We start from the raw sequence: 24,177 nt of genomic DNA on the forward strand, positions 1-24,177 counted from the left end.
AATAATGACTTACATCACCGCCCTAAAGGACAGTGTTTTTCGTCAAAGGTGATAAAAAAGTGGCTACAATCAATGTAGCCACTTTTGAAAAACGCGTGTCGAGTTATTGATGACTTAACGCTGACGAGGCTATTATCTAGCTATCGCTGAGCATGTCACCTTTATCTTCTAACCAAGCGCGGCGATCCGCAGAGCGTTTTTTGGCGAGCAACATATCCATCATTGCAAATGTCTCGTCTGCATTATCAATCGTTAAGCGAACTAAACGACGAGTATTAGGATCCATGGTGGTTTCCCGCAATTGTAACGGATTCATTTCACCCAGTCCTTTGAAGCGTTGCACGTTGACTTTACCGCGTTTTTTCTCAGCTTCTATACGGTCGATAATACCGTTTTTTTCGGATTCATCTAATGCATAAAAAACTTCTTTACCAATATCAATACGGTATAGCGGCGGCATCGCGACAAACGCATGCCCGGCTTCAACCATGGCTCTAAAATGTTTATAGAACAAAGCGCATAGCAAAGTCGCAATGTGTAGACCATCGGAATCGGCATCAGCTAAGATGCAGATTTTGCCATAGCGTAAACCAGAAATGTCATCCGAGTCAGGGTCAATACCCAGCGCCACCGAAATATTATGAACTTCTTCTGAAGCAAGTACTTGCGCAGAATCAACTTCCCAGGTATTTAAGATCTTACCACGCAGTGGCATGACCGCTTGAAACTCACGATCACGCGCTTGTTTTGCGGAGCCACCAGCAGAGTCACCTTCCACTAAGAACAATTCTGAACGCATTGGGTCTTGACCTGAGCAATCGGTTAATTTACCCGGTAATGCAGGTCCACTGGTCACGCGCTTACGCGCCACTTTCTTACTGGCTTTTAAACGTTTCTGGGCGTTATTAATACACAAATCAGCCAATAATTCAGCCAAATCGGTATTCGAGTTTAACCATAATGAAAACGAATCTTTAACCACACCAGAAACAAATGCAGCACACTGACGTGATGACAAACGCTCTTTGGTTTGTCCGGCAAATTGTGGGTCTTGCATTTTAACCGACAAGATATAAGAGCAACGATCCCAAATATCATCCGGCGTTAACTTCACGCCACGTGGCAATAAGCTACGGAATTCACAGAACTCACGCATTGCATCGAGCAGGCCTTGACGTAAACCATTAACATGAGTACCACCGAGCACTGTCGGGATCAAGTTAACATAGCTTTCGGTCACCGACTCACCGCCTTCAGGCAACCAGATCACTGCCCAGTCAGCCGCTTCATTATTGGCAGAAAAACTGCCGACAAACGGCGTTTCGGGTAATGTTGCCCATCCCTGTAACGATTCCATTAAGTAGTCTTCTAGACCCTTTTCGAAGCACCAAGCATGTTTTTCTTTATTAACTTTGTCGTCAAATTTAATATTTAACCCAGGACACAGTACCGCTTTCGCACGTAAGTTATGCACCAAGCGTTTAGCCGAGAAGTTGCCCGAGTCAAAATAGCTCGTATCTGGCCAGAAATGTACCTTAGTACCGGTATTACGGATACCAATAGTGCCAATCACTTCGAGTTCAGACACCTTTTCGCCATGTTCAAACGCGATTTGATAAATCTGACCACCACGTCTAATGGTAATTTCAACACGTTTAGACAAGGCATTTACAACCGAAATACCTACGCCGTGTAAACCACCAGAAAATTGATAGCTATCGTTCGAAAATTTACCACCTGCATGTAGCTTAGATAAAATAAGCTCAACACCACTCACCCCTTCGACAGGGTGAATATCCACCGGCATACCACGACCGTCATCACTCACTTCTAGCGACTGGTCAGCATGTAAGGTAACTGTAATGTTCTGAGCATGACCCGCTAACGCTTCATCGACACTATTATCGATAACTTCTTGGCCAAGGTGATTAGGACGTACAGTATCAGTATACATTCCGGGTCTGCGACGTACTGGTTCGAGACCATTTAGGACTTCAATCGAGCCCGCATTATATTCTTGTGTCATGAGTTTCTTTTGTGCTGTTCGTTACATCGGTTTGAATGCAAGAAAGGTTAAAATATCGCTAAGATAGCGTTCAAATCCAATAAAAGCATGATCGCCACCCTGCTCCACCGTCAATCTCGCCATTTCGTATTTTGTTGTTGCTTGGTTATAGTCTAACACTTCATCATCGGTCTGTAATAGTGCCCAGATAGTTTCTGGGTGAACTAATGCCAGGCAATCCAATGCGCGTAGCTCATCAATGTGTTGCTCAGCTAAATTAAATTTAACTTGGGTATAAGGGTTCGTATTTTCCCCTAAATAATCCACCAGCAATTCATAAGGCTTTACGGCGGGATTAATAATCACTGCGGGACAATTAAATTGTTGATTCACTTTGGTCGCATAATACCCGCCGAGTGAACTGCCTACGACCCCAAGCTGATGCGTTGGATAACGTGCAATAAGTTGTTCTATCTGTAGCCACGCGTCTTGAGGGTAAGGTGAAAGATTCGGTATTTCGATAGTAATATCAGGGTGGTGTAATGCAAGATAGTCTGCCATTTGCTGTGCTTTAACCGATTTTGGTGAACTATTAAAACCGTGCAAATAGAGTAGTAGCGTGGAAGCCATTTGTTCATTTACCTCTAGCAGTATTGTTAGTAACCTTTAGATTCGAGATCGGGATTAAAATCATGATTAGACAAACGCCAAACCTGACTATTAATAGTACCATCACTGTGCAGTTGTAAATAACGCCACCCAGGCGCTCGCCCATCAAGAGTAAATTCATCACAATGGGGTTTAAATTGGAAGCAAGTAGACGGAGACGCCATAAAGTGAATGCCATCATAAGTCTGGTCTAACTGCTGGTGCACATGGCCAAATAACACATGCCGTGCTTTAGGGTGTTTCGCTAACACCGCTAAAAACGCCTCTGGATTACGCAAAATATGCTTATCTAACCATTTACAACCCACTGGATAAGTATTGTGATGTAATACCACCAATGCATATTTATCAGGATGTAAACTCAGTCGATCGTCAAGTAATACAAGTTGTTCCGGTGATAAATAGCCAGACGGAGAACCCGTTAATTGCGAATCTAATAAAATAATCTGCCAGTCACCAACAACTTTATATTTATCCGACAGGACACCTTCAGATTTTAATGCACCGGCCATGAGTGGAATATTGTCATGATTACCAGGCAACCAATAACAAGGTTTATCTAAACGTTTAATATGCTGAGCAAAGTATTGATAAGAAGCGATACTGTTATCTTGGGAAATATCGCCCGTGGCAAGTACAGCATCAAACGGTTGTTGATTCTGCAGAATAGCATCGATAACATGGCTAAAGCTCTGCTGTGTTTTAACGCCAAGAAGATCCTTCTCAGCCGTTGCAAACAAATGAGTATCCGTCACTTGTAATAAATTAATGACGTTGTGCTTTGCTGTTAATTTAGAAATGTCCGCGCCCACAATAATCTTTAACCCTTATCCTTTATCTGTTGCCTAGTAATGTCGAATAATGTCGAATAATAACTATACTGACTTGTAACCACCTATCAGCGAGTCTGATTGAAAGATCCTTAAGACTATTAAAGGATACCTAATAGGACTTAATAAATCTGTTGTCCAGCACACACTTCCACGATTTCGGATAAGAAACCGGTAACATCATGAGAGATTCAAACAACTTAGCCTAAAGTACATAAAGCATTGTAGCCCTAGAGCCAAGACTTTTGCAACGTTTCAAAATTCAATTGTAACCACTGGATCCCAATAATAGTCGTCGCGTTATTTATTCGCCCTGTTTGCACCATATTATAAGCAGTTTCTCGGCTCACCACGTGCACACGAATATCTTCACCTTCGCACGCTAAACCATGAACGCCTTCAGCAGTGCTGCTATCGACCTCGCCAACATACAGATCAATCGCCTCACTGGTGCCACCAGGACTGGCGAAGAACTGCATAATAAAATCACAACGTCCAACGGTTAAGCCCGCTTCTTCTTCGGCTTCGCGTTTAACCACCTCCGCGGAGTCTTCACCTTGTTTATCTATCATACCTGCCACTAATTCCAATAACCAAGGTTGCGTACTGGATTCAATCGCGGGGATGCGAATCTGCTCGATCAATACCACCTCATCACGCACAGCATCATAAGGTATGACTGCAGCAGCGTTACCACGTTCAAAAACTTCCCGAATGATTTCACCACTCCAATCACCCGAGAACAACCTATGTTTAAAGGTATAGGTGTTTATTTTAAAAAAACCGTTAAAAACCTGCTGCTTATTTATGATCTCAATATCCGTAATATCATACTCAGATTCTATTTCCAACTTTCTACTTTTCATTTACATATCCTAAAATATACTGATAATAACAAGTTACAGTGAATACCATGTTGGCAGCTAGGGTTTAGGCACGATACCTAGTAAATATACTAATAATACCATATCGGCATTGATTCAACGTTTAAAACTCGAGCTTCTAGATGACACCTAGTATAAAATTAAAAACATCCGATTAATCTGACTATTTCTATTTGGATAATTATTAGTTTGACTAAGCAGTTATCATTACTTATTGTTATGCGAGTTCATAACGGCAACTATTTACACTAAGGTAACCACCAATGAAGTTTAATAAGATTCTTCTAGCCTGCGGTCTGGCATTTTTTGCAAACTCAGCAAGTGCAGATAATTTACAACAAATATTTGAACAAGCCCTGACCAAAGATCCACTATATTTAGAAGCGCAAGCAAATCGCGATGCAGCACTAGAAAGAATTACTGAACAAGAAGCAGCAAACTTACCACAAATTGGTTTAAATGCTGACCTAGGTTACGGTATCACTAGCGATACACAAACAATGGCCGGAACTCAAAATAACAATGCCTTCACTGGTACGGTTGGTATTGGTTTAACGCAGTCATTATATGAAGAAAGTAATTTCATTAATGTTAGCCAAGCAGCTAAAAAAGCAGAGCAAAGTGAACTTGCCGTTCAAGCTGAGCTGCAAAGTCTTATCTTACGCGTATCGAATGCTTACTTTAATGTATTAAGAGCCAACGATACCTTAGAATTTTCTAACCGTAATAAAGATGCGGTAGAACGTCAGCTAGAACAAACAACCCAACGTTACAATGTGGGTCTAACCGACAAAACTGACGTATTAGAGGCACAATCAAGCTTCGATTTATCAGTAGCAGAAGTAATTAACGCTGAGAATACCCTCGCCAACAGCTACGAGTCATTAACCGAAATTACCGGTTTAACGCATACTAATATTTCACCACTAAATACTGCTCGTTTTAGCCCAACAGCACCGAATGGTCAGCGTGATAATTGGTTAAATACAGCTAACAACCAAAATTTATCAATCCAGATCCAACGTATTGCTAAACAAATTGCAGAAGGTAACGTCGATCTCGCGAACTCTACTGATAACATGACATTGAACTTAGTCGCAAATGCTGGTACTAAATATACGGATTATGGCAATAATAATAACAGTGGTGCAGGCGCTGAAAATATAGTGTCGTCAGGTAATGTGGGCATCAAATTTAGCATGCCACTATACACAGGTGGTGCAGTAACTTCAGCAGAAAAACAAGCCGTTTATCAAGTAACCGCCAGCCAAGAACAATTAACCAAAGCAAGCCGTGAAGTACAAACCAAAATTCGTACTTATTATAACAACGTGACGGCTGGGTTAAGTTCTATCAAGGCCTATGAGCAAACGGTTAAATCATCTGAAAGTGCATTAGAAGCAACTCAAGCAGGCTTTGGGGTCGGGACACGTACAATTATTGACGTGTTAAATGCAACGAAAAGTTTATATCAATCGAAGCAATCATTATCCGGTTCACGTTATAACTACATCATTAATATGTTACAGTTAAAACAAGCCGCTGGTACCTTGAGCGCTGAAGATGTGAATTTAGTTAATGCTGGGTTAAAAGCAAAATACTAAGTTAAAACGTAATACAGAATAATAAGGCGACCACCAGAGTCGTCTTTTTTATATCTAAAATCGCATATACCAACTCAACATGCATCTATTTACATGTGATTATCAATCACTTATAAATTAAAATAGAGTTAACTCGTATTAATGAGAATTTTTCATGACAGATAAAATTAAAACCGCCAAGCCGATGGTCACCAAAGAAAACACGAAATTTAAACTCAGTTTTTTACATCCAAAACACTGGCCATTATTGTTCGCAGCCACTTTTTTATGGCTTATCTCTTTGTTACCGAATACGGCGCAAAACATATTTGGTCGTACTTTAGGCCGTTTGGTTTCTAAAATATTACCCGGTCGTCTAAAAACAGCACAACAAAATCTTGCTTTAAGCTTCCCAGAAAAATCTGACAACGAAATTAAAGCACTCGTAAAAGAAAATTTTGAATATACCGGTTTAGCGGTTGTTGATACTGCTAATGCTTGGTTCTGGCCAGATTGGCGCATTAAAAAAAATATGGTTATCGAAGGTCGGGAGCACATCGACAACGCCAAAGCCGATGGCAACGGCATGTTAATACTTGGCGGCCACTTTTTAACCCTAGAAATGTCGGCGCGTATCTTTGGTCTACTACGGCCTACACATGCTATCTATCGCCCTAATAAAAACCCATTGATGGAATACTTACAATGCCGTGGTCGCACACTCTCAAATAAAGGTTTGCTTGACCGCCGAGATATCAAAAGCATGTTACGCGTACTCGATGAAGGTGAGCCATTATGGTATGCACCGGATCATGATTATGGTCGTCGCCGAAGCGTGTTTGTACCATTTTTTGCGGTTGAAAAAGCCTGTACCATTACTGGCACCACACTTTTCGCCTCTGGTAAAAATACGAAAACCTACCCAGCGTCTTCTTGGCGCTTGCCAGATGGTCGTTATAAGTTAACCATTCGCGCACCATTAGAAAACTTCCCAACGGGCGACGAAGTTAAAGATGCCACTATCTGTAATCAAGAATGTGAAAAATCTATTTTAGAGCAAGTGCCCCAATACATGTGGTTACACCGTCGTTTTAAAACGCGTCCAGAAGGTGAGCCGAGCTTGTATAAATAAGCCGGTAGAGTAAGCAGCTAACGAAGCAAGTAGCTCTGTAGTGAAACTAAAAAGCGATTGATGCGGGTCATATACTACCCATATCAATCGCTTTTTAATTATAGCCTTCGTTTATTAGACCGAAAACAGCTGTTCCCAATAGTCAGTCACGACTTTCCGCTGTGCTACAAACACGGTATTCGCAACAACGCCCTTCTTACCTAATAAATTAAGTCGATGGATTTCATCACGCATTTGGCAATAACTTGCGGTTAAGCTCGCGCCTAACTCCTCAGTCATTAACCCTTCTGCCACACAACGACTAATAATACGGACATTGTCAGGCCAGAGTTGGATCTTCGGCATCTGCGCAGCATAATTCAATACAATATACTGCATCATAAATTCGATATCGGTAATGCCACCTTCTGACTGCTTTATATCAAACTGATCAGCATTGGCTTTTAACAAATGCTCACGCATTTTAAAACGCATTTCGACCACTTGTTTTTTCAGTTCTGTTGTATCCCGCGGTTTAGCAATTATACTGCGTTTAACCTCGGTGAAACGACTATGAATCAACTTATCGCCATAGACGATGCGGGTGCGCACTAATGATTGGTGCTCCCAGGTCCATGCTTCTTTACATTGATAATCCAAGAATCGAGATACCGGACAAGCAAGTACCCCTGAGCTACCCGATGGGCGTAAACGCATATCTACTTCATACAAAATACCAGTGCTAGTACGGGTACTAAAAATATGAATAATACGTTGTGCTAAGCGTAAATAAAATTGACGGCTATCGATCACTTTTGCACCATTAGTCATGCCTGCAGTTTCACAATTATGGATAAATACCAGATCTAAGTCCGAGCCATAACCTAATTCGATACCACCAAGCTTGCCATAGGCGACAACAGCGAACCCTTTTTCACCCGTTTCAACCACATTATGAGGAACACCATGTTTCTCTTCTAATTGTTGCCAAGCTAGATTGACCACGTTATCAATCACCGCTTCAGCGAGCCAAGTCAGGTGATCACTGACTTTCATTAGCGCTAATTCACCGCCAATATCCGCTGCCGCAATACGTAACAATTGAGTTTGTTTATATTGACGCAGCGCCTCTAATTGCTGTTCGTGATCTTCTTCCGGAATACGCAACATGAATTGACGTAACTCACTACGATATTCATGCAATGGCGTTGGGTGATACAGGTGCGATGGCACCAACAGTTCATCTAATAGGATCGGGTGACTCGATAATTGTTTCGCCACCATCGAACTGGCACTACACAAACGTAATAACTGCGTTAATGCCAAGTCATTCTCAACCAGTAATTCTAAATAAGCGGTACGATTTAAGATTTTTTGTAGCAAAGCAATAATACGTGGTAATAACGCCACGGGATCATCTGCTTTCAATACTGAAAATAGCAATTTAGGTAATAGTTTTTCAATAGTTTGTCGACCCCTAGGTCCTACTGTTTTACGTTCGTAGTCAGTTTTAAAATGATTTAAATCTCGAACAAAGGCTTGCGCATCTTGTTCCGCTAAACCATATTCTGCAAGCAACGTTATTGCTTCATCTGTTGAGAGCTCTAAATGCCATAAATCTAACGCAGGTTGTGATTCTTCATTATCATCGTCATCACCACCAATCACCTGACTGAACTCACTATGAATATTCGCCATCACTTGATTGATATAAACATAAAAGCTATCCCAGTCGGCATAACCTAACACGCTAATTAAACGGCGTTTATCCAATTCTGATTGCGGTAACGTTTGGGTTTGCGCATCATTAATTTGTTGCAGGATATTTTCCACTTGGCGTAAAAAACAGTAACTTTCGGTAAGCACCGTATAACTTTTCGCTGATATTTCACCCAACGATTGCAAGACTTCAAGCGTCGCTAACAACGACTTAATTTGTAATACTGGCTCACGCCCTCCGCGAATAAGTTGGAAAGTTTGCGCGACAAACTCCACTTCACGAATACCACCACTACCCAGCTTAATATTGTCTTTCAATCCTTTACGACGCACTTCGGCTTTAATCATGGCTTTCATATTTCGCAGCGCATCAATCGCACTAAAATCAACATAACGACGATAGATAAACGGGCGTAACATTTTTTCCAGCTCAATTCGAGTTTCTGTATTACCACCCAAAGCACGTGCTTTCACCATGGCATAACGTTCCCAGTCCCGACCTTGGTTTTGGTAATATTCTTCAAACGCGTTAAAGCTCATGACTAAAGGGCCTGAATCACCAAACGGACGTAAACGCATATCCACGCGGTAAGCAAAACCATCGGCGGTGACTTGATGTAAAGCCGCAATTAACCGTTGACCTAAACGTTGGAAGAATTTCTGATTCGCAACAGTACGTCCCACACCAACAGTCTCACCGGTGTCTGGATACGTAAAAATAAGATCAATATCGGACGAGAAATTGAGTTCACCGCCGCCTAATTTACCCATCGCTAGTATAACCAACTGCTGCTTAACGCCCTCGTGATTAACGGGTGTACCTTGTTCTTTACATTGCAGTTGATATAACCACTCTAGAGCACCTTCAATTAAACAGTCAGCAAGGTGAGAAGTATGGGTTAAACTTTCACTCAACGTTGCATCTTGTAATAACTCTCGCCACGCGATAATACACATATGAAAACGGCGAAATTGACGAATAGTACGCAGCAATGCAGGTTCTGAATCACAAGCAGCAAGTTGATTCGCTAACTGCGATTCCACCAGCGTAGTACGAGATGCTTGAGCGAGTAAACCTGACTGCCAAATATCACGTAATAGACCGGTATTATTAATGCAACTTTCCGCAATAAAATCACTTAACGAAAAGACCCGCTGGCTTTGCGCTATCTGCGCTGCGGAGAGCAAGGCTAAATCGCCCTCGTTACGCTCGCACCAACGTTGCCAATAAATATCACCAACATCCGCTAATACATCAACAGTTTGATCTTTTGTACTCATAAACGACATCCATATAATTAAGGCTTGTGATCCAATTAATTCAACAATTTATATCAAGGATGCACATATAGACACACCCTGCCTTACATGCTATTACTTACCCATATTAATTACCCCAGTAAACTTACCATTAGTAGGAAATTTATGGCAGCTAAAATTGCAAAAGAAGGTAACCTTTAATGTCTGTTTTTGAAACGCTTTTATCGTCGGATCTGTTACTATTTTTAATCGCCGACCTCATCATCGCCCTCGCCCTACTCTCTGCAATGCGATTTTTCACCGGGGCCGTCGATAACATAGATACCACCGATGAATTAGCCAAGCGGGACAATTTTGCTTTTGGTATTAGTTTAGCGGGAGCCATCCTTGGCTTAGGTATCGTACTTTCAGGGGCCATCACAGGTGAAAAAGCCGCAACACTGTCAATCGAAATCTTAGAGATGAGCCTGTATGGCTTAGCAGGACTGGTGTTAATTAAACTGGGTCGTTGGATCCATGATCGTGTATCGCTCAATCAACTCGATAAAAATACTGAAATAGCGCAGCGTAATGTTGCGGTGGCGATTGTAGATGCCTGCGCTTCAATTGCAACAGCTATCATTATTCGTTCAACATTAGTCTGGGCGGAAGGGTTAGAAGTTATCACCTTTATCGCTATATTTAGTGGCTTCTTGATCTCCCAAACACTCATATTACTCATGACCCGCTACCGTGAACACCGTTATTCACGTGGCAATCTTGGCACCTCCATGCAACAAGCCTTTACCGACAATAATATTGCCGTTGCCGTGCGCCACGGGGGTTACCTGATTGGTGTCGCGATAGCAGTGACGATATCCAGTAACTATATTTATTACGATACCACCAATCTCATGACCACCTTAGGTTCTTGGATAGTGTTTAGCTTGGTCATGCTAACGGCTTTTACTATTCTCGCTATCATCGCTAAAAAATTAATTCTTAATGGCGTGGATATTAATAAAGAAGTAGACCTACAAAACAACATAGGTGTCGCGACAATGGACATGGCAATCAACCTCTCTATTGCCTTCATCCTCACAGCGTTATTAATTTAATCTAGAGCTGGCTGTAAATACTGTGTATTTTTAGGTTATTTATGATACTTAATACACTCAGTCCTATAACGTAACTAAGTCATTATCGATAATGAACTTTACGGTCATTTATCGGACAAAATAAGATCAAATACAAAAAATAAGTTCCACGCCCACTTGACATATTATGTCTTGAGGCTTACAGTTAATCTCACTTAGACATAATATGTCAAAAAGGAACAAGATGAACATACATAAAATTGCAAATTATCTGAATGATCTTGGCGACAAGTCTGACACAGGCTATAAATTTGACTGTACACCAATTTCCGGTGATGTTGATGTACTACGTGTCGACGTTGAAGGCCGTGAAGAAATTCCAATTTTTGTTTCTGTCACTGATGAGCAAATTCTTTGTATTGCTTATCTTTGGGGCGAAAACGAAGTTAAAACAGAAAAACGTGTCGAAATGCTAGAAGCGATGTTAGAACTTAACATTCCAATGCCACTGTCATCATTCGCTAAAATTGATAACATGTATGTGGTATACGGCGCATTATCAGTGCAATCAACTATTGCTGATATAGAACATGAATTAGTTGTATTAAGTGATAACAGTCTCGAAGTTATTACTGAATTATCCGATTATTTAGTTTAACCCCTACTTCTAAGGAGAAGTTTATGAGCATTTTTAAGAAAATTATGACCGCAATCCGTGGTGGCGCCCGTGAAGTAGGTGAAGGTATTGTTGATGCAAACTCAATGCGTATCTTCGAACAAGAAATTCGCGACGCCCAAACCCATTTAACCAACGCTAAACGTAATTTAACGGATGTAATGGCAAAACAGATGCAATCTGGCCGTGAAGTGGAGCGTGTAAGAGCCAATCTAACTGAACACGAAGGTTATGCTGTACAAGCATTAAATGCCGGTAACGAAGCCCTTGCATTAGAAGTAGCTGAAAAAATTGCCCAACTAGAGCAACAAGTTATCGAGCAACAGCAAAATTTAGATAGCTTCACTAGCAGCGCTTCAAAACTAAAAGATTTAGTCAAGAAAAGTGAACGTCAATTATCAGAGCACCAACGTCAATTAACGATGGTGAAAACCACTGATAGCGTACAAAAAGCAACATCGGCTATCACTGACAACTTTAGCGCGAGCAATTCAAAACTGCTCAGTGCGAAGGATTCGTTAGAACGCATTAAGCAAAAACAACAAGACTTTGATGATCGTATGCTTGCCGCTGATGAACTACAAGCTGAAGGCAGCGACCAGTCATTAAAAGCAAAACTTGCGGAAGCGGGTATTGGCCAACAGCAAAGTAACGCGAACTCGGTATTAGAGCGTTTGAAAGCCAAGCAAAATAGCTAAGTTTAACGACTAATCAATTAGTGAGTTAATCCCCAATAGGAGCAGTCATCGTGGCAACACGTGCTGTTCCTATTTGTCATTCTGCTATACCTAGGAGCCATGATGAGTTTCTTCAAAAATTTATTTAAAAAGTCTGCACCAGAAACCCCAACCCGCGAGCTAAACCACGTCAGTAAATTAATTATTGGTGATATCATCGAATTTAGTGACAGTTTTACCTTACCGAGTGAAGTGCGTCAGCACAAATTTGAAGTGATCGCAATTGAGACACTTGAATTTGAGCACCAACATTACCCGCGCTTTAAACTACAAGGCGAGCAGCAAACCTATGTTTGGTTATCATTACCTGGACACGACCAAAACAATTTCCAGTTAAGCCTTGAGCTCACTCGCGAAGAAGTCTCACAATTATTTGACTTAGAATTATTTAGTGACATATTCGAAGAAGGTTTTACCGAGTTAAGTACTGAACAACCAGTATCGCTAGGTGACTGGCATGCTGACCGTTATTACCAGCAAGATATCGCCACCGTTGGTTATCACCATAGAACAGACTTCAGAACAGCTGCACCTTCACAATATGCCGATGAAAACCCAGGTCAACAGTTTGAGTTTTATCATTTACATGATGCCAAAGAAAGTAAGTTAATCGATATAATGGTACTTAATAACGGCAATACTGACGTGTACTTGACCGTACAGCTTGGTAATGACAGTATTACAGGATACTGGCCAATAGCATAAACACAGTACAAGGCAGATTGAAGATGGTTAAATCACGTGAATTACCGGAAAAATGGCAATCGTCACAAAAAGCGATGAAAGCAGTGCAAGTCGCATTTGATATGGATGAAAAGATCCAATACAAGATTCGAAAAGCAGCATTAGATAATAATTTAAGCCCGTCAGAACAGATCCGGGATATTCTCGGTTTAACCATTAATAAGCGACCAAAAAGGCCACGTTTAACCGTGTCTTTAAATAACCAAGACTATATTGAGCTGGCTGGAAAATATGGGTTGCAACCAGAGCAACAGTTAGAAATTAAGAAATTAGTCATTGAAGATCTCGTCAGATTTTCAAATTAATGACTACGCTTTATAGCGAATAAATGAGTAACAATCAGTGAAATCCGCAGCCACTGATTGTTTATTTCTATCTTTCCAACCAATACGGTCGCATCGTTAATGCTTGATGGCGCGTTTGCTCTAGTGCATCCAATAACGAACGTTGTTTACGCACTAACACCTTTTCGATTTGTTTAGCAATTGCTTCTGGCTGTTGTTTCGCAACCCCCATGAGTACCTTCAATACCGCTAAATCATCAATACCCTGTAATATATCCTGCCAAGGCAAACGGAATTTATCACGCTTCTCTGTTGAATAATGGTGGCTAAAACAATGCCCGATTAATAAATTTTGCTTTAATTTAGCATGTAATAGTAAGTACGAATCAGCATCGAGTTGAGGCGCAGACAATGACGAGTCAAGTACGCTCTGCCAACTGGCGTCTAAATGCGTATTGGCAAATGCAAGTACATTGGCACTATCAAGCTTTACACTGCTTAAACCTTGGTTCAGTAACTGACTAACGGACAACATAATGCTGGCGTATCTTGATGTATTAAATAGCGTCTCAATGTCCGTAAAATCAATATAACGCTGTTGTAATGCCTGTAATTCCTTGGTAATGCGTTTATATTCAGGAAACTTACGCATAAACTGGCGATTATTGGTCATCACTTGCTGTAATTGTGACGCACTATCTACCGCCGACAACTGCTGTTGCAACCAAGTCAATTCAGTTTGCTTTAGCGCGATTTCAGGCAATATATTCACATAACTAAGTAGTGTTTGTTGGATCAACTCTACCGCTGACACAACTTCAACCAAGGCATTAATATCTCCGGTTTCTAAATACTGTTGCTCATGATGTTGCCAATGTGCATAACTTTGAGTCAATGTCGTTAAAAATATATCCCCTAAGTTTTCAGTTTCTAATACTGGCATTTTTAGCGCCAACGGTTTAATTTTAGGCGTATATAAACCTGCAAGTTGATAACCACGTTTAGCTTTACTGACATTACCCAAACGTACATTACCCAACTGCGTGACCTGCTGCGCTAAGGTAAATAAATCGGCAATATCGCCGCGTACTAATTCCAATTCAATTTCACAAATCGGATAGCTTTGTTCGCCACTGCGCGCCATGCCCTGATCGAAAACCACTTCGATTTCTGCCTCATTCGGCAACTTGACATGCCACATAGTACGTTCAAAATCAGTGGTAAATAAATCCACAAGATCCATTTGTAACTGGGCAACATCGGTATTTTCTGGCCAAATTTCAGTCGGAAAATCACCCAAGGTCGGAAAATCGCCTTGTAATGGTAAATTATATTCTGGACGCTGATGTAATCCACCACGAACAATACCTGCGGTCTTAATGGTTTGCTCAGCAAAATTTAAACTTTTACGTGTGCGCAAACCAAAATCAAACTGACGAAATTGGGATGTCGTGGTATCAAAATAAGTATTAGATAAAGGCTTAACAGCCTGCTCGATTATCACATAGTCCGCTAATAACACCGCTAATTGCGATTTAACCTCTGGTTTAGCAACAAATTTTATTTCAACTTCCGTACTCATCCGGCCTCGCTAGACTCATAAACGATAAAAATAATGTCAGATACAACAGAATATCTAACACTTTAAAGTATAAAATTTACCAATTATTTTAAAACCTGTCTAAGGTTAAATCTTTAATTTGCGAATAAGATTTCCTATAAAAACAAAAATATATTGATTTTGGCCTCATTCAATCACTAATAAGGCAATTTTTATATTGCAAACTCGTGAGAGTGGTTTAACATTCCCGACATCTTCAAAAGTGTCAGCTTATTGTCACATACATGGATTATGGCTATGCCAGTAAATACAATTTTAGGACTTTTTGCGAAGTCTCCGATTACCCCGTTACAAGAACACATCACGAAAGTGCATGAGACTTGTGAATTACTTGTGCCATTTTTTGCTGCGACTACGCAACAAGATTGGAATAAAGCGGAAACTATCCGCCAGCAGATCTCACAATGTGAGCGAGATGCTGATGTATTAAAACGTGAAATCCGCTTAAAACTACCACGCGGTATCTTTATGCCTGTCGATCGTACCGATATGTTAGACCTACTGACTCAGCAAGATAAAATCGCCAATCGGGCGAAAGATATTGCCGGTCGTGTCATCGGTAGAAATCTACAACTGCCGGCAGAAATCGCTGATGATTTCACGCTGTACCTAAAACGTTGCATTGATGCAACCGCACAGGCTAAAAAAGCCATTAATGAACTCGATGAGTTACTAGAAACAGGCTTTAAAGGTCGTGAAGTTGATCTTGTTGAAAACATGATCAACGAACTCGATTCTATCGAAGATGATACTGATTCAATGCAAATCGTACTTCGTCAAAAACTGCGTAAAATTGAAAATGACTACAATCCAATTGATGTTATGTTCCTTTACAAAATCTTAGAATGGGTTGGCGGATTAGCGGACCAAGCTGAAACTGTTGGCGCACGTCTCGAACTAATGCTAGCGCGTAATTAAGATCACTATAGGTATATAAATAATGGAAATCATTCAAGCATACGGTCCTTATCTACTGTTTATGGCGGCCGTCTTTGGCCTTTATATGGCATGGGGCATTGGTGCCAATGACGTAGCAAATGCGATGGGGACCTCTGTAGGTACCAAATCACTGACTGTAAAACAAGCGATCTTTATCGCTATCATTTTTGAATTTGCCGGGGCTTATTTAGCCGGTGGTGAAGTAACCGATACCGTTCGTAAAGGTATTGTTGACCTTGCCGTATTTAAAGAACAAGGCCGCCCTGATGCATTAGCATTTGGTATGATCGCGTCGCTACTCGCAGCGGGTACCTGGTTAATGATCGCATCAATTTTTGGCTGGCCAGTATCAACGACACACTCCATTATTGGTGCCATCATTGGTTTCGCGGTTGTCAGTGTCGGTCCAGAAGCCGTACAGTGGGATAAAGCCGGTGGTATTGTGGGAAGTTGGGTGCTTACACCTGTTCTCTCCGGTGTCATCGCTTATATCACCTTTATGAGTATTCAAAAACTCATTTTTGATACCAAAGATCCATTGGCTAACGCCAAACGTTACGTGCCTTTCTACATGGCTTTAACGACATTTGTTATTGCAATGGTTACGATTAAGAAAGGCCTAAAACATGTCGGTTTACATTTAGGCACAGGTGAAGCTTTAGCCGCTTCGGCATTGATCAGTCTACTGGTTGCTATTGCTGGTGCCATTTATATCAGCAAACAGAACTACAACCCAAGCAATGACAAAGACATGCATTTCTCTAATGTAGAGAAAGTATTTGGTATCTTAATGATCATTACTGCTTGTGCAATGGCATTTGCCCACGGCTCTAACGATGTAGCCAATGCGATTGGTCCACTAGCAGCTGTTGTATCAATTGTGCAAAACGGTGGCGAAATTGCCGAAAAAGCTGAGCTAGCGTGGTGGATCTTACCACTCGGTGGTTTCGGCATCGTGGTTGGTCTAGCGACTATGGGTCATAAAGTAATGTCAACTATCGGTACCGGCATTACAGAACTAACCCCAAGCCGTGGCTTTGCAGCACAGCTAGCAACAGCGACAACGGTCGTTATTGCCTCAGGTTCAGGTTTACCTATTTCTACAACACAAACGCTCGTAGGCGCTGTCTTAGGTGTAGGTATGGCACGTGGTATTGCGGCTCTGAATCTCAACGTCGTCAGAACGATCGTGATATCTTGGGTCGTCACACTACCTGCAGGTGCAATACTTTCCATTATCTTCTACAAGATTTTAGAGGCTATCTTTGTCCTCTAATTGATTATAGAATCATAAAAAAGCCATCAATTTTTTGATGGCTTTTTTTTTAATCCACTAAATTTCTATTTTATAGTGGGAAAACATCATCTGAGGCTTGTCGAAATTCGATTTTATATTTATTATGCCTATCAGAATATTTCGTCTACGGGACAACTTGTGAAGATTAAAAAACTCATTTTAGCATCATTGTTAACACTCGTTAGCTTATCGAGTGTGGCAAAAGAAACACGTTATATTAGCGATGACGTGTCTATATTTATGCACTCAGGACCGGGCACTCAGTATCGTATTATCGGTACGATAAAAGCCGGTGAAGCTGTAACCTATTTGCAAACCAATACAAATGCTGATTTTGCACAGATCACCACCAGCAAAAACAAAACAGCTTGGATTGACGGTAAATCACTTTCTCGCCAAGTAAGTTTAAAAGTACGTACACCAAAGCTACAAGCTGAACTGGCAAAAACCAAAGACGCGTTGGCAAAAATAAGCAATAAAAACTCAGCTGCAATGGCAGAGTTAACAAATGCGAACCGTGATGATCTCGTCAGTAAAGAAGCTGATATTGCAACACAAGCGAACAATATTGCGTCATTAACCGCTGAAAATACCGCGTTAACGGCAGAAGCGGTACGTTTACGTGAAGAGAATGAACAATTATCAGCACGCCTAGATACCAAAGAAGAAGATGCGCAACATCGTTTCATCATTTTAGGTGCATTAATTCTTGCTGCAGGTTTAATTGCTGGGTTAATCATCCCATCAATCCGCTTCCGTCGAAAGAAAAATAACGGCTGGGACTAATTCGGAAAGTAGCCTGACGCGGTACTTGATCTGATGCACTAACTACACCGCTAATCGCCAGATACAAAAAAGGATATTCATGTGAATATCCTTTTTTATTAACGCTAATTTATCATCATGACCGAAATTTACTATGGTTACATAATACTATCTCGTTATTTAAAGATTTCATCACGCTTAAACACCAACTCAATATCTGTTGATTCCGCTTCACAGTAGTAATAACCGTCGGTATCAAACGTCGTTAACTGTGACACATCAGTCAATTGATTCTCAATGATGTAACGCGCCATTAAACCACGTGCTTTCTTCGCATAAAAACTAATGATTTTGAATTTACCCGCTTTACAGTCTTTAAATACGGGTGTAATCACCTGTCCTTTTAAGCGCTTCTTTTGCACCGCTTTAAAGTACTCATTTGACGCTAAGTTAATTAACACTTTATCGCCTTGTGCAGCGAGCGTTTCATTGACTTTATCTGTGATGATATCGCCCCAGAACTGATACAAGTTAGTACCACGTCCATTGGCAAGCTTAGTGCCCATTTCTAAGCGGTATGCTTTAATCAGATCAAGCGGTCGTAACAAACCATACAAACCAGATAAAATACGGAAATGTTGCTGCGCAAACGCCATATCAACATCACTAAAAGTTTCCGCGTCTAAGCCCGTATATACATCGCCCTTAAAGGCAAAAACAGCTTGTTTCGCATTCTCTGGCGTAAACTCTGCAGACCACTCGGTAAAGCGCGCGGTATTTAACCCTGCTAACTTATCACTAATTTTCATTAATGATGACAAGTCCATTGGTGTTAATTGACGACAAACATCAATTAATTCAGCCGAATGCGCCGTTAAGTCAGCTTGGCTATACTGCTCAGTTATAGACGGCGTCTCAAAATCGAGTGTTTTAGCCGGTGATACCACGATTAACATAACTCTTCCTTACTTTTCTTAAACTGATGTTTATTATATTGCGATGAATTTTATAGCCCGTCATTACAAAGCTTCAATCGTCACCCCGTCAAGTATACTATCACTGCCTGCTTGGCCTTGATTTAACTTAATCATTAAACGTAAATCATTTGGCGAGTCAGCGTGATGTAAAGCCTCGGTATAACTAATCATATTGGTATTATAAAGCGCTAATAACGCTTGATCGAAGGTTTGCATTCCCAGCTCGCCCGATTTTGTCATCACTTCTTTAATTTTATGCAGTTCATTTTTGCGGATTAATTCACTGACCAATGGTGTATTCAATAAGATCTCAAATGCACCTCGTCGGCTTGTACCACCTTGAACTGGGATTAATTGCTGCGCCACAATAGCTTTTAAATTTAGCGATAAATCATACAACAACTGGGTATGCTTTTCTTTTGGTACCAAGTGCAAAATACGATCGATAGCCTGATTGGCATTGGTTGCATGTAACGTCGCCATACATAAATGTCCGGTTTCCGCAAACGCCAAGGCAAATTCCATGGTTTCTTGCGAGCGGATCTCACCAATCAGGATCACATCCGGCGCTTGACGTAATGAACTCTTTAGCGCATCTTCAAAAGATTCGGTATCAATCCCGACTTCCCGCTGAGTAACAATACAACTGCCATGTTCATGGACAAACTCAATCGGATCTTCAATCGTTAAGATATGACCTGATGAGTTTTGGTTACGATACCCCACCATGGCTGCTTGTGTGGTTGATTTACCTGAACCCGTCGCACCAACAACCAAAACTAAACCACGCTTCTCTAATGCCGTGTGTTTTAATATTGGTGGTAGGTGTAATTCATCCATTTCCGGAATTTCGGTTTCAATACGGCGGATCACCATACCGGCTTTTTCTAATTGCCAAAATGCGCTTACACGGAAACGACCAATATCTGGCATGAAAATACCGAAATTAGATTCTTTGGTACGACAGAAAGAAGCATATTCATCCTCAGACATGGCTTCTTTCACCAATGCTAATGATTGCTCAGCCGTTAATTTATGTTCCGAGAGCGCACGTAATGAGCCATGTACTTTCACTGTCGGAGCAATACCAGCCGAAATATACATGTCAGAACCAGTGATCTTTTTCATCGCACTAAAGAGTTGTGGTAGCATCCCCATGTTATTAATCCTTAAAAACTTTGTTGATCAACGGCCCGAATACGCGCTTCTTCGCTGGTGACAATGCCCATATTAACCAATTCACGTAACGACTGATCCAGTGTTTGCATGCCATGCATCATACCCGTTTGGATCACGGAATACATCTGCGCCACTTTATCTTCACGGATCAAATTACGGATAGCCGGTGTACCGAGCATGATCTCATGTGCAGCCACTCGACCACCACCAGTACGTTTTAATAATGTCTGGGAAATTACCGCACGTAATGATTCAGACAGCATCGAACGAACCATATCCTTCTCTTGCCCTGGGAATACATCAACAATACGATCAATGGTTTTTGCTGCCGAGGTAGTATGTAAGGTACCAAAGACCAAGTGTCCCGTTTCAGCGGCGGTTAATGCCAAGCGGATAGTTTCTAAATCACGCATTTCACCGACCAAAATGATATCGGGATCTTCACGTAATGCAGACCGTAATGCGGCATTAAAGCTCTTAGTATCACGGAACACTTCACGCTGATTAATTAAGCTTTTCTTATTTTGATGTACAAATTCAATCGGATCTTCGATGGTCAGAATATGTTTATGCTGATGCTCGTTAATATGATCAACCATCGCCGCTAGTGTCGTCGATTTACCTGATCCCGTTGGCCCAGTCACCAATACTAAACCTCGTGGCAGTTTCACCAAATCATGGAAAATGTCTGGCACACTTAATTCTGCCATGCTTTTAATTTCACTTGGAATGGTACGAAACGTGGCAGCAGGACCGCGGTGTTGATTAAATGCATTCACACGAAAACGAGCAACATTATTAATTTCAAAAGAAAAATCTACTTCCAAATGTTCTTCATAGTCTTTACGCTGTTTATCATCCATAATGTCATAAATTAGCGCATGCACTTGTTTTGCGTCAAAAGCAGGTAAATTGATTTTACGTACATCACCGTCTACACGGATCATCGGAGGAACACCCGAAGAAAGGTGTAGATCTGATGCGTTATGCTTTACACTAAATGTAAGTAACTCTGTAACATCCATATTCTTTCTAACCTCATTGCAAGTAACATCATGAATAATATATCAACACGATTACAACAGGTTCTGACTCAAATTGAAAACGCGGCAAGCACATCTTGCAAAAAAAGGTGTGAAATTAACCTGCTTGCAGTAAGTAAAACCAAACCCGTCGAACAAGTCATGGCTGTTTACGCACTCGGACAACGTAAATTTGGTGAAAACTACCTGCAAGAGGCCGTAGAAAAAATTACTCATCTACAGCACGACGGTAATTATGACGATATAGAATGGCATTTTATTGGTCCAATTCAATCGAATAAGACGCGTCCGATTGCCGAGCATTTTGATTGGGTGCAAAGTATCGACCGTTTAAAAGTGGCGCAACGACTCAATGATCAACGCCCAGCAGAGATGGCAAAATTAAACGTTTGTATTCAAATTAATATCAGTGCCGAAGACAGCAAGTCTGGCGCTGACTTGCAACAAGCACGACTGTTAGCTGAACAAGTAGCTAATTTACCAAACTTGGTATTACGCGGAATCATGGCGATTCCAGAAAAAACCGATGATCTAGACAAACTTAAATCACAATTTAACCAGCTTGAATCGTTGTATTTATCACTTCAGCACCAATATAACCAAATAGACACTTTATCAATGGGTATGACCAATGATATGGAACTTGCGATTGCGCAAGGTAGTAACATGGTACGTGTTGGCACTGCCATTTTTGGCGCACGCGGCTGATCACTCCGTTTTATGGAATTAAACAGTAACGATCAAGTATAAGGAATTAAACTGTAATGATCATGAATAAGAAAATCGCCTTTATTGGTGCAGGGAATATGGCAAGCAGCCTTATCGGCGGTATGATCACAGATGGTTATCCTGCAGAGTTAATTTATGCAGCAAGTCCGACACGAACTCGATTAGATGTATTAGCAGAAAAATTTGCGATTAATACCACGCAAGACAATCACGCTGCAGTGGCCGCGGCAGATATCATTATTCTGGCGGTAAAACCGCAATTGATGGCGGATGTTTGCTCTCACCTTGCAGAACAAAGTGCCAATTACCGAGGCAAATTATTTGTCTCTGTGGCAGCCGGTGTAACGGTCGAGCGTTTACAAAGTTTATTAGCTGACAATCAACCGATTGTACGGTCGATGCCAAATACACCAGCCTTAGTACAAAAAGGCATGACGGGTTTATTCCCATCACCAGAAGTATCTGATAACGATATCAAAACCATAGACCAGATAATGATGGCTGTAGGTAAAACCTGTTGGGTAGATAATGAAGCTGATTTAAATACCATTATTGCTGCAACAGGCAGTTCACCCGCTTATTTCTTCCTATTCATGGAAGCAATGCAAGAAAGCATTATCGGCATGGGATTCAGCAAGCAGCAAGCAAGAGAGTTAGTCCAGCAAGCAGCGGCAGGTTCAGCCGAATTAGTCATCCAAAATCCACACATTGATTTAGCCACATTACGCCAAAATGTCACCTCTAAAGGTGGTACAACAGCTGAAGCAATTCGTACTTTTGAAGAACAAAACCTACGCGGTACTGTCAATAAAGCAATGCAAGCAGCTGTTTCTCGCGCTGAAGAAATGCAAAAACTATTTTAACGATTAACTAACGAACAATTAACTCACAACCAATTAACTTGAAGGGTAATTTATGAACGCGGCTAACTTTTTGGTCAGTATCTTATTTGAAACATACATTCTTATCATACTACTACGTGTATGGTTACAAATGGCCCGTGCTGATTTTTACAATCCAATGAGCCAATTTATTGTTAAAGCCACGCAACCTGTTGTCGGACCATTACGTCGTGTGATCCCAAGCTTAGGCGGCTTAGATCTCGCTTCAGTAGTATTTGCTTATGCAGTAGCCTGTACGATGATTTACACCTTATTCGGTCTACAAACGGGTGCTGTCGCGCCTATCCAAGATGTACTAATCTTAGCGGCTATCAAAGTTGTTAAGCAATGCTTTAGCTTAGTATTCTACGTATTAATCTTACGTGCAATTTTAAGCTGGGTTAGCCAAGGCAACAGCCCTGTTGAAAACGTGCTATCACAGCTAAGTGAGCCAATTTTAACGCCAATCCGTCGTTTTATTCCTGCAATTGGTGGTCTTGACTTATCAATGCTAGTGGCGATTTTAGGTCTACAATTTTTACAAATTTTAATTGGTGATCTCACCGGTCTACCGTTCTAAATAAAACCAATATCAATGCAGGGAAAAGCCTTGCATTGATATTTACCCATTCAAGTTAGCTATACTATTTATATCCTATACATATCCTATTTGCTCAAATTTAATTTCGGAGCCAACATGCCAGCATTATTTAAATCTTTATTACTCTCTATAACCTTACTCGTCTCTGCAGCCGCCAATGCAGAACAAATGCAAAAACTTGGCAATTGGGATGTGCATTACATTGCTTTTCCAAGCACATTCTTAACCCCTGACATCGCATCAGATTATGATATAGACCGTAGTAAATACTTAGGTATTATCAATATTTCAGTGCTTGATAGCGATACCCTAAAAGCGCAAGCGGTGACAATGACAGTGACTGCACGTAATTTACTCGGTAATATCCGCGAATTAGAGGTGCGTGAAATACGTGAACAAGACGCGATTTACTACATTGCGGAAGTACCACATCGTAACGAAGAAACTTACCGTATCAAGGTGACGTTAACCAGCGGAAACCAAACTCAAGAACTAAAGTTTCAACAAAAATTTTATGTTGATTAGGCTTTATCAGTGTTCGGCGATCCTGTATAACCTGACTCCAAT

The 24,177-nt window shown here is 41.0% G+C and carries 23 protein-coding genes; 14 read left to right on the plus strand and 9 right to left on the minus strand.

The features are described from left to right. Nucleotides 1-136: 136 nt before the first annotated feature. The 4 genes from parE to nudF all read right to left on the minus strand — a co-directional run bounded on the left by parE (nt 137) and on the right by nudF (nt 4,370). Nucleotides 137-2,026: a DNA topoisomerase IV subunit B gene (gene parE, locus AKG98_RS10980; RefSeq protein WP_067045653.1), complete on the minus strand. Its 1,890-nt coding sequence runs from the start codon at nt 2,024-2,026 to the stop codon at nt 137-139. Between the two features lie 21 nt (nt 2,027-2,047). Further along, on the minus strand, nt 2,048-2,635 hold the full coding sequence (gene yqiA / locus AKG98_RS10985; RefSeq protein ID WP_067045655.1) for an esterase YqiA: 588 nt from the start codon (nt 2,633-2,635) through the stop codon (nt 2,048-2,050). A gap of 26 nt (nt 2,636-2,661) precedes the next feature. After that, on the minus strand, nt 2,662-3,486 hold the full coding sequence (cpdA, locus tag AKG98_RS10990; protein WP_067045657.1) for a 3',5'-cyclic-AMP phosphodiesterase: 825 nt from the start codon (nt 3,484-3,486) through the stop codon (nt 2,662-2,664). A gap of 248 nt (nt 3,487-3,734) precedes the next feature. Further along, entirely contained in the window at nt 3,735-4,370 is a 636-nt protein-coding gene (nudF, locus tag AKG98_RS10995; protein WP_067045659.1) for an ADP-ribose diphosphatase, read from the minus strand. A 281-nt stretch (nt 4,371-4,651) separates the two neighbouring features. On the opposite strand from nudF, the gene AKG98_RS11000 reads away from it, so the two are divergent. Further along, on the plus strand, nt 4,652-5,992 hold the full coding sequence (locus tag AKG98_RS11000) for a TolC family outer membrane protein (protein ID WP_067045661.1): 1,341 nt from the start codon (nt 4,652-4,654) through the stop codon (nt 5,990-5,992). Nucleotides 5,993-6,146: 154 nt separating this feature from the next. Continuing rightward, nucleotides 6,147-7,103 (plus strand): LpxL/LpxP family Kdo(2)-lipid IV(A) lauroyl/palmitoleoyl acyltransferase, encoded by a 957-nt coding sequence (gene lpxL, locus AKG98_RS11005; RefSeq protein ID WP_083543942.1) that lies wholly within the window; start codon nt 6,147-6,149, stop codon nt 7,101-7,103. A gap of 114 nt (nt 7,104-7,217) precedes the next feature. Here the strand turns inward: lpxL and glnE are convergent, their stop codons facing one another. Continuing rightward, nucleotides 7,218-10,082, minus strand: coding sequence for a bifunctional [glutamate--ammonia ligase]-adenylyl-L-tyrosine phosphorylase/[glutamate--ammonia-ligase] adenylyltransferase (gene glnE / locus AKG98_RS11010; protein WP_067045664.1), 2,865 nt, complete (start codon nt 10,080-10,082; stop codon nt 7,218-7,220). 179 nt (nt 10,083-10,261) lie between these two features. Between glnE and AKG98_RS11015 the strand changes: the two genes are divergently transcribed. The 5 genes from AKG98_RS11015 to AKG98_RS11035 all read left to right on the plus strand — a co-directional run bounded on the left by AKG98_RS11015 (nt 10,262) and on the right by AKG98_RS11035 (nt 13,599). Beyond that, the gene (locus AKG98_RS11015) at nt 10,262-11,158 is read left to right on the plus strand and encodes a DUF350 domain-containing protein (protein ID WP_067045666.1); all 897 of its coding nucleotides are present in this window, start codon (nt 10,262-10,264) and stop codon (nt 11,156-11,158) included. A gap of 223 nt (nt 11,159-11,381) precedes the next feature. Further along, on the plus strand, nt 11,382-11,795 hold the full coding sequence (locus tag AKG98_RS11020) for a YjfI family protein (protein ID WP_067045668.1): 414 nt from the start codon (nt 11,382-11,384) through the stop codon (nt 11,793-11,795). A gap of 23 nt (nt 11,796-11,818) precedes the next feature. Further along, nucleotides 11,819-12,511, plus strand: coding sequence for a PspA/IM30 family protein (locus AKG98_RS11025; RefSeq protein WP_067045670.1), 693 nt, complete (start codon nt 11,819-11,821; stop codon nt 12,509-12,511). A 99-nt stretch (nt 12,512-12,610) separates the two neighbouring features. Next, entirely contained in the window at nt 12,611-13,255 is a 645-nt protein-coding gene (locus AKG98_RS11030; protein ID WP_228140279.1) for a hypothetical protein, read from the plus strand. Between the two features lie 23 nt (nt 13,256-13,278). Further along, on the plus strand, nt 13,279-13,599 hold the full coding sequence (locus AKG98_RS11035) for a hypothetical protein (RefSeq protein WP_067045674.1): 321 nt from the start codon (nt 13,279-13,281) through the stop codon (nt 13,597-13,599). Nucleotides 13,600-13,666: 67 nt separating this feature from the next. Here AKG98_RS11035 and AKG98_RS11040 read toward each other — a convergent pair whose 3' ends face one another. Continuing rightward, nucleotides 13,667-15,160, minus strand: coding sequence for an inorganic triphosphatase (locus AKG98_RS11040; RefSeq protein ID WP_067045675.1), 1,494 nt, complete (start codon nt 15,158-15,160; stop codon nt 13,667-13,669). Between the two features lie 276 nt (nt 15,161-15,436). Here AKG98_RS11040 and AKG98_RS11045 point away from each other — a divergent pair, with 276 nt between their 5' ends. From AKG98_RS11045 to AKG98_RS11055, 3 genes are all read left to right on the plus strand, one after another. Continuing rightward, on the plus strand, nt 15,437-16,117 hold the full coding sequence (locus AKG98_RS11045) for a TIGR00153 family protein (RefSeq protein ID WP_067045677.1): 681 nt from the start codon (nt 15,437-15,439) through the stop codon (nt 16,115-16,117). A gap of 22 nt (nt 16,118-16,139) precedes the next feature. Further along, on the plus strand, nt 16,140-17,414 hold the full coding sequence (locus tag AKG98_RS11050) for an inorganic phosphate transporter (RefSeq protein WP_067045678.1): 1,275 nt from the start codon (nt 16,140-16,142) through the stop codon (nt 17,412-17,414). Nucleotides 17,415-17,573: 159 nt separating this feature from the next. Continuing rightward, complete coding sequence (locus AKG98_RS11055) at nt 17,574-18,221, plus strand: TIGR04211 family SH3 domain-containing protein (protein WP_067045680.1); 648 nt, start codon at nt 17,574-17,576, stop codon at nt 18,219-18,221. Nucleotides 18,222-18,376: 155 nt separating this feature from the next. Here AKG98_RS11055 and yaaA read toward each other — a convergent pair whose 3' ends face one another. From yaaA to AKG98_RS11070, 3 genes are all read right to left on the minus strand, one after another. After that, complete coding sequence (gene yaaA, locus AKG98_RS11060) at nt 18,377-19,156, minus strand: peroxide stress protein YaaA (RefSeq protein WP_067045682.1); 780 nt, start codon at nt 19,154-19,156, stop codon at nt 18,377-18,379. 63 nt (nt 19,157-19,219) lie between these two features. Next, nucleotides 19,220-20,335: a PilT/PilU family type 4a pilus ATPase gene (locus tag AKG98_RS11065; protein WP_067045684.1), complete on the minus strand. Its 1,116-nt coding sequence runs from the start codon at nt 20,333-20,335 to the stop codon at nt 19,220-19,222. A gap of 11 nt (nt 20,336-20,346) precedes the next feature. After that, entirely contained in the window at nt 20,347-21,381 is a 1,035-nt protein-coding gene (locus tag AKG98_RS11070; protein ID WP_067045686.1) for a type IV pilus twitching motility protein PilT, read from the minus strand. Between the two features lie 30 nt (nt 21,382-21,411). On the opposite strand from AKG98_RS11070, the gene AKG98_RS11075 reads away from it, so the two are divergent. The 4 genes from AKG98_RS11075 to AKG98_RS11090 all read left to right on the plus strand — a co-directional run bounded on the left by AKG98_RS11075 (nt 21,412) and on the right by AKG98_RS11090 (nt 24,135). Then, complete coding sequence (locus AKG98_RS11075; RefSeq protein ID WP_067045688.1) at nt 21,412-22,107, plus strand: YggS family pyridoxal phosphate-dependent enzyme; 696 nt, start codon at nt 21,412-21,414, stop codon at nt 22,105-22,107. 56 nt (nt 22,108-22,163) lie between these two features. Further along, on the plus strand, nt 22,164-22,991 hold the full coding sequence (gene proC, locus AKG98_RS11080) for a pyrroline-5-carboxylate reductase (protein WP_067045690.1): 828 nt from the start codon (nt 22,164-22,166) through the stop codon (nt 22,989-22,991). A 52-nt stretch (nt 22,992-23,043) separates the two neighbouring features. After that, the gene (locus AKG98_RS11085) at nt 23,044-23,589 is read left to right on the plus strand and encodes a YggT family protein (protein ID WP_067045692.1); all 546 of its coding nucleotides are present in this window, start codon (nt 23,044-23,046) and stop codon (nt 23,587-23,589) included. A gap of 117 nt (nt 23,590-23,706) precedes the next feature. After that, a complete protein-coding gene (locus AKG98_RS11090; protein WP_067045694.1) occupies nt 23,707-24,135 on the plus strand; it encodes a DUF4426 domain-containing protein in 429 nt (142 codons plus the stop codon). Nucleotides 24,136-24,177: the final 42 nt, after the last annotated feature.

It is taken from the genome of Moritella sp. JT01 (genome assembly GCF_001574435.1).
Classification (GTDB): domain Bacteria; phylum Pseudomonadota; class Gammaproteobacteria; order Enterobacterales; family Moritellaceae; genus Moritella.